The organism is Chitinophaga sp. RAB17 (assembly GCF_052114225.1).
In the GTDB taxonomy this organism is placed as follows: domain Bacteria; phylum Bacteroidota; class Bacteroidia; order Chitinophagales; family Chitinophagaceae; genus Chitinophaga.
Genome location: NZ_JBFREI010000003.1, coordinates 175934 through 189418, shown reverse-complemented (window position 1 = coordinate 189418; position 13485 = coordinate 175934). Strand labels below are relative to the sequence as shown.

The following is a 13485-nucleotide window of genomic DNA, read 5'->3' as shown; positions in this document are numbered from 1 at the left end:
AGTGAACAATATCACCATCCGGTGTTTTGTTTGAGCGTACCGTTAGATAGGTTGATCTGTGTTTCCGGAATAGAAAACAATCCACCTGTTTCACTGCGGAAACTGATGTTGAATGCCGCATTGGAAGAGGTGTTATCGATCGCCTGCTTCGCCACAGCTGTTCCCTGACGTAGCAGATCCCAGTAGCGCTGCCCTTCCAGTGAAAGCTCCAGTCTGCGCTCTTCCATGATCTGTGCCTTATTGCTCAGTGTGATACGATGCGTTTGATCACCGAAAGCACGGTCGCGTACCCTGTTCAGATAGCCCTGCGCTTTACCTGCATTACTGGTTAGGTTAAGTTCTGCGCCCATCAGCAATACATCGGCAAAACGGATCACCATATAGTTGTCGAAATTGTCCCACTGGAAACTACCGCCCAGGTCATCAGCATTCTTATCTTTTAAAGGAGTATATTTTTTACAGAAGAAGCCTGTATACTGCGCCTGATCGGCTAATGTGTAGCTGTTACCAAATCCTTCTCCCACAATAGAAATAATGGAAGCGCTTTGTCTGCTGTCGCCGGGAGCGAAGGCATGATACAGCGTTTCATTTACAGTGGCAGCGCCCCATCCTTTATAATATGGCGCCAGCACCTGGCTGCGGATACCTATCATTACCTGCATGCGATTACCATTTTGCTGGCTTTGATCACCCATACCCAGGTAAGTATATTGTATGGTGAAAATGCCTTCCTGGTTGTTTTGTCCGGCGTAGGCAGTAGTACTTTCTGCCGATGCCCTGAACAGGTTTTGGTACTTAGGTACCAGGCTATAACCGCTGTTATTGATCACATCCTCTATCGCCGCAGCAGCATCCGCCTGTGTAATGATGCCTGCAATATCCGGCTTATTGTAGTACCCGGAATAGTAAAGGAATACCCGACCCAGTAAGGCTTCTGCAGCCCATTTGGATGCCCTGCCATTTTCCGCAGCCGGGATACTGCTGTAAGGGGTAGGTGCAAGGTCAGCCGCCGCCTGTTTAAGATCGTTGGCGATCAGCATGTACACACTGTCCGGACTGGATTGTGGAATACTATAATTGCCTGGCTCCAGTGGTGCCGTCAACAAAGGCACATGACCAAACATCCGCACCAGGTCAAAGTAAAAGTAAGCGCGCAGGAAATGCGCTTCTGCGATGTAACGTTTTTTCGTAGCCTCGTCACCATTAAAATTAACGTTCCCTACTTTCTGTAAAAACTTATTAGCACGGTAAATGCCGGCATAATATTTTGTCCAGGCATTACTGTTGAGATCATTCATCTTCAAACTTTTGTCCCATTGACTCCAGCCATTGTCGGAAGCACCCCCACCGCCAAAACAATCATCTGACGCTATTTCAGAACTCAGGGCAATGTTGCCGTAACCATCCCAGTTTAATACACTGTATGCGGAAACCAATGCCTGGAAGGCATCTGAAGGTGTTTTGTAGAAGTCCTCTTCTGTAACAGCGTCTACGGGTAATGTTTCCAGGAAACTTTTAGAACAGGATGTGATCAACCCGGTGATTAGTATTGCTGCAAATATTTTCTTCATGATTGCCGGAGTTTAGAATTTAACATTAAGACCGAATAAAATGGTTCTGGGTTGAGGGAAATAGCCAAGGTCAGTGCCGGAAGACCAGCTGTCAATACCATAACCTACTTCCGGGTCAAGCCCACGGTAATGTGTAAACGTAAATACATTCAGTCCTGAAACATATAGCCTGAACTGTTGTATAGGAACATGTTTTAATAATGTTTTCTTAAAATCATATCCAATGTTGATACTCTTGATGCGCATAAACGCACCATTGTGTACATACAGATCAGAGAAGCGGGTATAGTTTTGATTGGCTTCATTATTTTGCGTTACACGGGGCATGGAGTTGGAAGTACCTTCTCCGTGCCAGCGATCAAAAACAGCTGTTGTGTAGTTATTGTAAAAGCGGTCATAGGCCCTGGTGCCATCTACGATGTCATTGCCACCTACACCACTGAGTAACACCGAGAGATCAAACCCTCTCCAGCCTGCAGATAAGGAGATACCATAGGTTTGTTTCGGATTGGGATCACCTACTTTTGTTTTATCATCACCCGTAATCGTGCCATCACCGTTGAGGTCTACAAAACGGGCATCTCCGGGTTGTGCACCTGGCTGTATTTTTTGTCCGCCTTTGCCGGTATAGGCATCTATTTCTGCCTGATTCTGGAAGATGCCGGCTGTTTTTAATCCATAGAAATAACCGATAGGCATACCATTCTGCGCACGGAAGTATTCATCCATATTGGAAGATAACACGCCGTTATAAGATGGATGCAACACACCTTCCTGGTTAGGGATTTCCACTACGGTATTTTTATTGAAAGCGATGTTACCGCCAATGCCAATAGTTACTTCGCCAAACTGATGATTGTAATTGATGCCCAGCTCAATCCCTTTGTTTTCAATGTTCCCGCCATTAATGGTAGGTGCACCGGTACCTACGATTGCAGGAATGGGTGCGTCTACCAGCCAGTCGCCGGTTTGTTTACGGTACCAGTCAAATGTTACCGTAACGTCTTTAAAAAGGGTCGCATCAAATCCAATGTCTGTCTGCGTGGAAACTTCCCATTTCAGATTAGGATTGGGGATTCTGTTAGGAGATGCTCCCACAGTTTGTACTCCATTAAAATAATAATCGCGATAGGTAGAGTTAACGCTGGCTAAGTAAGCAAAGCTGGCAATTCTGTCATTACCATTCCTGCCCCAGCCACCGCGGATCTTCAGGAAGTTTAGCCAGCTGATACCCTGCAGAAAGCTTTCGTTGGAGGCAATCCATCCCGCTGAAAAAGAGGGGAAGTAGCCATAACGATTGTTGGCGCCGAATTTGGTTGAACCATCTCTGCGCAGGATAGCTGTTAGCAGGTATTTTTCGTCATAGCTGTAAAACACGCGTCCGAAATAGGATTGCAGCGCATCCATGTTTCGGGTGCCGAATACCTGCCGGGTGTCTTTATTTAATCCGTTGCTGATAACAGCATGTTCAAAATCTGAAATGATCAGATCGGTGGTGCTGCCACCTACATTATAGGCTTCGCTTTTCCTGGCTGTAGTACCTGCTAATATGTTCAGGTTATGTTTGCCCACTGTAAACTGGTAGTTAAGTGTGTTGTCCCAGTTCCAGGCGAGGTTGCGGTACATGGCTTGTTTGGCCTGGGAATGATCGTTACTGTTATTGGTACCCAGGTTATATACCGGCAGAAAGGAATTGAGATAGTTATAGGAGATGTCGGCCCCAAAATCGGTGCGGAAGGTCAGCCCCTTTATAATAATGGCTTCTCCATAAATATCACCAATGATCCTGTCGGTGATGCTTTTGTTATTCTGCAGGTAATCAATGGCGCCAATCGGATTGATCTCATCTGCATAAGCAGGTTTGCCATAGCTGCCATTGGCATTATATACGGGGAAAGTAGGATCAGCATTCAATAGGCCCCGAATAGAGTTATTGTAAATATTACCGGTGCCGATACCGCTTTGACGTGTATGCGCATACGTGAGGTTCTCACCTACCTTGATCAGGTCTTTGTATAACTTATGTTCTGAGTTAAGGCGTAAAGACGTTCTTTCGAAATTAGACTTACCAGGTAATCCCATGACGCCCTGCTGTCCCTGATAGGAGAGGGAAGAGGAGAAAATGGAATGTTCGTTACCGCCGGAAAGACTCAGACTATAATTTTGAATAGGTGCATTTTTTATTGTAGCTGCTTTTTGCCAGTCGGTACCCTTACCCAGTTTAGCAATGGAGTCTGCTGAGTAAATAGGAATGGTGCCGGAGTTGATGGCGGCTTCATTCATAATATTGGCATACTGTTGTGCATCCAGCAGGTCCAGTTTACGGGCTGGATTCTGTAACCCATAAGAGGCGTCAAAGCTGACGCTCATTTTTCCGGACCGTCCTTTTTTAGTGGTAATCATCACCAGCCCATTCGCGGCGCGGGTACCATAAATAGCTGTGGAGGCGGCATCTTTCAATACGTCCACGCTGGCTATGTCGGATGGGTTTATATAGGAGATATCATCCACCGGAAAACCATCTACTATGAAAAGCGGTCTGGAATTGCCATTGGTGCCAATACCACGGATGGTAAACTTCATGGCATCACCCGGTTGTCCGGAGTTGGAGGTGACCTGCACCCCTGGTACCTGTCCCTGCAATGATTGCTCTACGCTCACACTGTGATTCTTTACCAGGTCTTCTGTGTTTAAATGTACGGTAGCACCGGTCAGTACTTTTTTCTTCTGTGCACCATAACCTATTACCACCAGTTCCTCTAAACCGGTAGATGCCGATGCTAAACGTATCACCATGGGAGCGCCGGCTTTGGCGGCCAGTTCCACCTTGTCGAAGCCTACCAGCGAAACTACCAGCATTTCACCGGCATCGGCAGATAAACTAAAGGCGCCATCCACGCCGGTAACAGCGCCACGGGTGGTACCTTTTACTAAAATATTTACACCCGGCAGGGGAGACCCATCTTTAGCATCCAGTACCCTGCCCGTGATGGTTTGTTTTACAGGATGCGTATATGCCCTCCCGTTATTTGCAGCGGCTTGTAAGGCGGGAGGCGCAACAGCCAGGCTGCATACTGCAAGTGTCCGTAAGACAGATTGCCGTGGAAAAAAATGACTGATAGTGTACCAGATTTTCATGTTTAACGTGTTTTATTAAGGCAGAGGAATTTGAATAATGTTTATGTTTGATTGGACTATTCAACAATTGAATAAATTGGTCCAGGTCAGATGGCCCGGACCGTTTTTGCTATTCCATTATATGATGTAATCTTATCTGTTTTACTGCTGAGATCAGGCCCTGCAGGCGTTTGCCTGCTCACAAACGTTACGCGGAAGTAACGCTGCTGTAACATGCCAGGGAAACTACCTGCCCGTTTTCCTATACTCAATGTTTGCGCTGCTTCATCCCAGTGGAAAGAAATATTACTGTAAGCGCCTTTTTCGTATTGATAGTTATTGTTTTCATCTTCATACAAACTAAAGTCACCGTCTTTACCAGTATATACAAACAAGTGTATAGTATCTGCTTTACGTTCATTGGTATACTGTAATGCCGGGCCTACAGGTAGAATAGCGCCTTCTTTAACATACAAAGGCATCCGCGACAAAGGTGCTGCGGCAGTGATGTGCTGTCCGCCTGACTGATATACACCTGTATAGAAATCATACCAGCCATTGCCCGCCGGCAAATACAATTCCCGGCTGCGCGCCCGGTACTGTGTAACCGGATTTACCAGCAGAGAAGGCCCGAACATATATTGATCACGGATATTCAATACAGCAGTATCTTGCCCGAAATCCATCGGTAATCCACGCATAATCGTATAGTCGTGATGGTAAGTGCTGCCAGCCAGTGAGTAGATGTAAGGCAACAGGCGGTAACGCAGCTGATCATAGTAAAGCATAGACTGGTACGCTACACTGCTGTCTGGCGCTATGTTAAACATTTCACGGTAAGGATACTGCCCGTGAGAACGGAACAGCGGGCAGAAAGCACCATACTGAAACCAGCGTGTATTCAGTTCTCTCCATTCTTCCAGTGCAGGCCCCTGCGGATTAGGTTTGTCGTATTTATCTTCTACAAAGAAGCCACCGATATCTGTAGTCCAGTAAGGCAAACCAGACATACAGAAATTTAATCCGGCAGGTATTTGCCTGCCCATTTCTTCAAATGTAGCGGCAATATCACCACTCCAGGTAGCGGCAGCATAGCGTTGTAAACCGGCATAGGCAGAACGGGTAAGTATAAATACACGCTGACCGGGTTTGGTGGCACGCTGACCATCGTAAATACCTTTGGCATTCAGCAGTGCATAAGTATTGAAGTATTGTGTGGAAGATCCCATAGCCGTAGGATTCATCAATGTCTTACGCTCATCAATAGAGGAGTTGGACAGAATGTCGGGCTCTGTGGCATCCAGCCACCAGGCATCTATGCCTTTGCTGAACAGGTTTTTGTTGATCAGATTCCAGAAAAGCCTGCGGGCTTCCGGGTTAAATGCATCATAAAACGTAGATACATAACCGTTACCAATCCAGTCGCGCTGCCTGTTTTTGATGTTCTGTTTGTATAACCAGTTTTTGCTATCGAATAATTTGTAATTATCTATCCCTTCATAAAATTTAGGCCATACAGAAATCATGAAGTTGGCATGGTACTTTTCATGCAGGTGACTGATCAGCCCCGCCGGATCAGGAAAACGTGCCGGATCAAACTGTTGACTGCCCCATTCATCCTGTTTCCAGTAACTCCAGTCCAGCACAATATTATCCAGCGGAATTTTGCGTTTGCGGAATTCAGCTACCGTATTTTCTATTTCATCCTGTGTTTTATAACGCTCCCGGCTCTGCCAGAAACCCAGTGCCCAGCGTGGTATCAGGGTGGCTTTACCAGTTACCTGCCGGTAGCCACTGATTACTTCATCCATATTTTGACCGTACATAAAGTAGTAGTCAATTTTTTCGGCAGCTTCAGAAGTGAGCTTCATCTTATCTGCTGCAGCTGCCGGTGTAGGAGAAAGAAATTTGAGGGAAATGAAGGATTGAGAAGTTTCTGGTATCCACTCCACTTTAATAGTGGCGGGTTGACCTTTTTTAAGTGCATGACGGAATACGGAAGCACCCGGATTCCAGCTTTCGCGCCACCTGTCCAGCTTTAAGTGTCCATCTATCCATACTTTGGTATATCCGGAGGTAGTCATGAAGAATTTATATTCACCGCTCTCATCTGCATTCATTGTTCCCTCCCAGGTCACTTTCCCTTTTACCATCGGGAAAGCCGCCGGGAGACTAGCTAAGCGGTCGAGGAACTCATAGTCAATTTTATCTTCCACTGCTTTAACATACACGGTATTGTTATAGCGGTCGCCATAGGTTGCACTTAAACCACCGGCCTTTCCTTCTGCAGATGTTAAGTGTAAGGCAGACATTTGTTGGTATGGGCGCTCATCTCCGAAACGGGTAATGGAATAGTTATCCCATAAAATGCCATAGTTGCGGTTGGATATTACAAAAGGGACTGCCGCCACAGAGTTGTACTGGGTGAGGTCTACATCCTGTCCTTTGTAATTCATTAAGCCGGTCTGGTGCTGCCCCAAACCATAAAAGGCTTCATCAGCAGGAGATTCAAACGTCTGTTGGATACGGTATAATTGTTTGTTGTCGATAGTAACGGGGGTAAAGTGTTTACCACCACCTGTTTGTTCCTGTAGTATAATACGTCCGGCATTGTCGCGGAAAACTACTTCGCCGGTATTAAGGGCTACGGTGGCAGAAAGACTGGCCGTCTTCAATACCACTGTTTCATTGCGCTCTTCTGTATCCCATTTTACGGTATTCCCTTTTATATCTACTGCCATCAGGCTGGGTGTACCATCGAAGTGGTCCCCGGGCGTGGCGGTTACATGGATCACTTTGTCGGATACCACTTGTAACCTCACTTGTTTGGCACCATTAGGTGTGGGTTGTTTTAAATGTATCACCAGACCATCTGCCAGCTTATCTACCTGGCCGGCATAACACCAGGAAGTTAGAAGCGTCATTAGTACGAACGGTATCGCCCTCTTTATCTGCATATCTGAACGGATTTTTTCCTTGATTGAACGTGGTTGTTTGTGGTACGTGTAGTCTTATTTCAAAACGTGTTTACTTCAGAACGTGTGAAAACAAAAATAAACGGACACACGGAATCACAGGGTAGTGGTATGTTTTAGATATAGGGTGATTATGTTAACCGCAGGCAATCATAGGGTAGCAAAATGATAGCGGTTAGGGCATAAAATGTTAATCAGCTAAAGGGAATACGCCTGGTTCTAAACGGGTTATAACAACAATAACCCTATGAGAGAGATGGTGATCAAACAGTATAGCAGGATTTCGATCAACAGATACAGCCGGTTGCTTTTCTTAAAGTTGTGCTTGAGCATAAACAGATTTAATAATCAATCCGGCAAAATTATCCATTGCCCCCGGGAGGAAGGGGTAGCATTTCGTTATTTAATAGGGCAGATTTGTTGTTTTAGCAGAAGGCAGAAGGCATAAAGCATAAAGCAGAAAGCTATTGTCGCGAATGTATCCGGTTGCAGACAGCAACCTCCGCTACAATAGCTTTATGCTTTATGCTTTCCGCCTTCTGCTTTATATACAGACGGCAGTACATTGTACTCCATCTTAAAATACCTGGTGAAATATTTAGGGTTGTTGAAACCTACTTCATAGGCCACTTCGGCCACTGTTAGCTGACTCTTCTCCAGCAGTTGGGCCGCTCGTTTTAAGCGTATACTCCGGATAAATTCAATGGGCGACCTGCCGGTGAGCGCTAAAATTTTCTTATAAACAGATACCCGGCTCATAAACAAAGCACGACTTAGTTCTTCTACAGAAAAGTCAGGATTGGAGATATTCTTCTCTACAATTTGTAATGCCTGTTGGATAAATTGTTCATCAGCGGAAGAAATAGCCACCTCACTGGGATGTGCCTCTATATGCTGCTGGAAGGTTTTCCGTAAGGAGGACTGTTGGGAGATAATGTTTTTTATACGGGACAACAATACTTCAAAATTAAACGGCTTGGTAATATAATCAGACGCGCCAGTTTCGAGGGCTTCCAGTTGCTGGGCCTCTTCTGCCCGGGCAGTAAGCAGTACGATAGGAAGGTGTGCAGTGCGCTGCTGTGCACGCACTTTCTTACATAGTTCCAGTCCATCCATCTCAGGCATCGATATATCACTCACGATCAGATGGGGGAGGGTATGCTGTAGTAACTTCCAGGCAACCATTCCGTTTTCGGCTTCTATGATCTGGAAATATTGTCCCAGGTTGTCTTTCAGGTAGAAGCGAAAATCTTCGTTGTCTTCTACCAACAGGATCACCGGCTTCTTGCTGCTGCTACTAACAGGGATGGCAGGTGCTACAGTCGGGGCATTGTTTATCGTTTCCTGCACAGTGCCCAATACCACCGCCGTTGCCGTTTTTACGGGCAGGAGTACGGTGAAGCAACTGCCCATTTCCGGGGCACTATCTACACTGATACTTCCCCCATGCATTTTTACAAACTCACGGGTAATGGATAAACCAATCCCACTGCCCTGATTTACCATGGAAGCAGGTACTTCATGCTGGAAGAAGCGTTCAAAGATATGATCCTGTTTTTCCAATGGAATACCGATGCCGTTATCTTTCACCGCTATTTCCAGTTGTGCTGCTGCTTCCTGGTAACTAACATGAACGGATATACTACCTTGTTCCGGGGTAAATTTAAATGCATTGGAGAGCAGGTTGAAGAGGATCTTCTCTATTTTATCTGCATCGTACAGCATCTTCAGTTCTTGTACATCACTCTGAAAGGCAAGCTGTATATGCTTTTTGTCGGACAGGTCAGAAAAGGAGCCGGTTAGTTCCTTTATAAAACCAACGATATCTCCTTCAGTGGTATGTAGTTTTATTTCCTGTACCTCCATTTTACGGAAGTCAAGTAACTGGTTCACGAGGTTAAGCAGGCGCCTGGCATTTCTTTGCATCAGTTCCAGCTGCCCTTTTAAATTTCCTTCAGTCGTTTGCCGGATGATCTTTTCCAGGGGGGTAATAATAAGACTGAGCGGTGTTCTGAACTCATGACTGACATTGGTAAAGAAGCGTATTTTCAGGGTATCCAGTTCATGCATGCGTGCGGCTTCCTGTGTTTGTTGCTCCATCCTGAACTTCAGCCTTTCTCTTTCCTGGATAATCCTGCGGGCCAGCAATAATGCTCCCAATATCAGCAGTGCATAGCAAAGGAAGGCCGGCCATGTTTTCCAGAAAGGCGGTAGTATGCGGATTTGTAAGGTAAGCCCGGTATCATTCCAGATGCCATCATTATTGGAAGCTTTTACCCGGAAGGTATACACCCCCGGATCAAGGTTGGTAAAGGTGGCCTTTCGTTGCAGGCCATCGGTATACAACCATTCTTTGTTAAAACCTTCCAGAATATAAGCGTACCTGTTTTTCTCCGGATGGAAATAATTCAGGGAAGCAAATTCCAGGGAAAAAACATTTTCACTGTACTTCAGGGTAATGCTGCGTGTTTCTGATATAGCGGAAGTGAGTAGTATCCTGCCATTGATTTTTTCACCAGGGAGAATACTTTTATTAAATATCTGCAGATCTGTTAATACAACCGGTGGTATATTTTTGTTGACGGCAATTGTATTGGGGTAGAAGATATTAAAACCGTTGCCACCACCAAATATGAGCTCACCCCGACTTGTTTTTAATGCGGCATTTTCATTAAACTCCTTGCCCTGTAAACCATCGGATTCATCATAGTTTTTGAACGAATACGTAGGCCCTTTGCCGTTAGTTGCCGGATGAATGGTCATGTTAGACAATCCATTGGGTGTACTCATCCATATACTATGATCGTTTGCTTCCAGGATATTGAGGATAGAATTATCGGGCAGCCCGTCTTCTTTACGGAGTGTATGGAAGCTGTTGTTTTTAGGGTTAAAAAGATCCAATCCCTCGCGGGTGCCTACCCAGATGCGGTCCTGGCTATCCTGGAAAATACAGACGACGTTATTATGACTCAGGCTTCCTCCTGCGGAAGGAGTATTGCTGTAATGTTTAAAGGCACCGGTTGTTGGGTTTCTTACATCCAGTCCTTCGGAAGTCCCGATCCACAGGTTGCCTGCTTTGTCTTCAAGCAGGGCGGAAATATATTTGGAGGGTACCTCCTGCTGAAAGTGACGGAACTGTTGTGTTACAGGGTCCATCCTGTTAAGACCGCCGTTGAGGGTACCTACCCAGAGCTGGTGGTTTTTGTCTTCCAGCACTTCCCAGATGCTGTTGTCACTGATGCTGTTACTGTCTTTAGGGTCATGCTTGTAATGGATAAACTGATGACCATCAAACCGGTCGAGTCCCCCGAAATAGGTGCCCACCCATAGTTGCTGGCGATGGTCTATCCACAGACTTACTATAACGTTACCGGATATACTGTTGGGGTTGCCGGTGTCATGACGGTATTGGGTAAAAGTATTCCGGGTTCGGTCATAATAGATCAGTCCACCGCCGTTGGTACCTATCCATAGGTTATGGCTGGCATCTTCCACAAATCGGTTCACATCATTATACGGTAAACTGTTACGGCTATACGCCTGGTATTGAAAGAGTGGGAACTTTACCATGTTTTCGTGGTAGTAGTTCAGTCCTTTTTTAAAAGTGCCTATCCATATAATACCGGTATTGTCTTTATACAGCGTGGTGGTGCTGTTCTGGCTCAGGCTGCGGTTATCTTCGTTGATATTCTGGATATACCGGATGCTTTGGTCTTTCTTATCAATAATATTGATGCCACCATGGTCTGTGCCGATCCAGATCTGTCCGTTATTATCCGGAACAATACCCCTGACAATATTATTGTTCAGTGCCAACCCCGGGGTAGCCTGATCAATATGACGGAAGTGGTGATCACTCACGACAAAAAAGTAAACACCGTTGTCTTCATTATTACTGAATATCCAAAGGTCGCCATCGTTGTCGGTGACCATGTTCCAGGTGGTAACCGGATGTTCTGGTTTTACGAGGGTATGGTTACGGTACACGATCCGATGGCTGCGGGCATCCATTTTTTCCAGGGTACCGCTGCTATGCAACAGCCAGTAATCGCCTGCCTTATCCTGGACCATGGCGGAAACGCTGTTGGTGGCAATGCTGGTACTGTCAGCTGAATGTGCTAACGATAGGGACTTGTTATGGGTATCTACCATAAATATACCGGCAGTAGGATGGAGAAACCAGCACTGTCCGGCCCTGTCTTTTACGATGTCTGTCAATACGTTGCCCGGAATACCCCATTGCCTGAGGAGGGTTTCAGGATGCCGGTTAAACTTTGCGGTCTGCGGTTGATATATATTAATGCCGGTGCGGGTTTGGATCCAGAGCTGCTGCCCGGGACCCGCCATGATTTTACTTATATTATTATCGGACACGGAAGTGCTGTCGCGCAAATCATGCTGGTATACGGTAAAATGGTACCCGTCAAACCGGTTCAGGCCAGATACGGTGCCGATCCACATGAAACCGGTGCTGTCCCTGAATACACAGTTTACCTGGTTATTGGACAAGCCCTGGTTAATATCAATCCGGTTGAACTGATAGGTGAGGGTTTGCGCCCACGTAAGCGTTGCAAGTAGTATTAAAAACGTGAATATGAAGAGCCTCTTCCGCATGTACACATCCCTTGGTTGAAAATTGTTAGTCTGACAATTATAAAGGCGCAACAATATAGTACAAAACGGTTATAAACAAAGAAAGGTCGAAAGAATTCGACCTTTATTGCTAAAATTCCACGTTATGGCACTCAGGTCCATAAAAAGTTAATCAGCTAATTGTCCGGCATAACCGGTATATAATAAGTGATGTTTGCGATTTTATTGGGGTAGCCAGCCTCTTGCTATACAAAAGTAGGTGAAGGTAAAACGATTGTCAAGAAATTAGCAAACAATATTTAAAAAAAATTGGAAACCCGCCATGAATGACCTTTTTTCCGGTACAAGATAATTTCATTCGTGGTCTGCTATAATCTTTAAATATTATTGAGTACTTTTTTTGCCAATCTGAAAATCCATGAAGCGTATTACTATAAGTATGATGTTGTTATGTGGGCTGGCATTGACTGCCATGGCCCAGCAACAGCCTGGAAAGGGACTCACCGTAACCCTCGACTACTACTACAACAACGAATTTAAACCCGACAAAGCCGGTAATCCCGTCCGGTGGCATTACATCTGGAATGAAACGGATAATGGCGGTATTTCCATCTGGGGAGGCATCTTTGACTCATTGGGTGTGAAAAGAGATAGCCTGCTGGAAGCACCCACCGCTGCCAATCTGCAGAAAACCAATATCTATATGATCATTGACCCGGATACGGAAAAGGAATCTCCTCATCCCAACTATATGAATGAAAAGGATGCTGCGGTCATTTTTAACTGGGTAAAAGCCGGTGGCGTATTGGTATTGATGGAGAATGACTCTGCCAACGCAGAATTTGACCACTTCAATAAGCTGAGTGAAAAATTCGGTATCCATTTTAATGGCGACAGCCGCAACCGGGTACAGGGAAAGAACTGGGAGCAGGGAACATTCAATATCCCTCCCGGCCATGAGATCTTTAAGCCAGGAAGAAAAGTATATATCAAGGAATTGTCTACCCTCCAACTAAAATCTCCTGCCCGGGCAGTATTCAAAGATGGCCAATACGTTATCATGGCGAAAGCGCGGGTAGGTAAAGGAACAGTGTTTGCCGTAGGAGACCCCTGGTTTTACAACGAATATGTAGATGGAAAGAGATTACCATCATCTTACCAGAACGTCGAAGCAGCAGCCGACCTCACGCAATGGATTATTTCAGCTGTTAGCCATTAGCTGTTAGCTG

At 45.6% G+C, this 13485-nt stretch carries 5 protein-coding genes; 1 reads left to right on the top strand and 4 read right to left on the bottom strand.

Features of this window, described 5'->3' with window-relative positions:
- Positions 1-11: 11 nt before the first annotated feature.
- From AB4Z08_RS12635 to AB4Z08_RS12620, 4 genes are all read right to left on the bottom strand, one after another.
- The gene (locus AB4Z08_RS12635; RefSeq protein WP_441574099.1) at positions 12-1571 is read right to left on the bottom strand and encodes a RagB/SusD family nutrient uptake outer membrane protein; all 1560 of its coding nucleotides are present in this window, start codon (positions 1569-1571) and stop codon (positions 12-14) included.
- 12 nt (positions 1572-1583) lie between these two features.
- Positions 1584-4709 carry a SusC/RagA family TonB-linked outer membrane protein gene (locus tag AB4Z08_RS12630; RefSeq protein ID WP_441574098.1) on the bottom strand — a complete coding sequence of 1042 codons (3126 nt, stop codon included), beginning with the start codon at positions 4707-4709 and terminating at the stop codon, positions 1584-1586.
- 86 nt (positions 4710-4795) lie between these two features.
- Positions 4796-7612, bottom strand: a complete 2817-nt coding sequence (locus tag AB4Z08_RS12625) for a TIM-barrel domain-containing protein (RefSeq protein ID WP_441574097.1) — start codon at positions 7610-7612, stop codon at positions 4796-4798.
- 567 nt (positions 7613-8179) lie between these two features.
- Positions 8180-12277 (bottom strand): two-component regulator propeller domain-containing protein, encoded by a 4098-nt coding sequence (locus tag AB4Z08_RS12620; protein ID WP_441574096.1) that lies wholly within the window; start codon positions 12275-12277, stop codon positions 8180-8182.
- 397 nt (positions 12278-12674) lie between these two features.
- Here AB4Z08_RS12620 and AB4Z08_RS12615 point away from each other — a divergent pair, with 397 nt between their 5' ends.
- Positions 12675-13475 carry a hypothetical protein gene (locus tag AB4Z08_RS12615; RefSeq protein WP_441574095.1) on the top strand — a complete coding sequence of 267 codons (801 nt, stop codon included), beginning with the start codon at positions 12675-12677 and terminating at the stop codon, positions 13473-13475.
- Positions 13476-13485 lie beyond the last annotated feature (10 nt).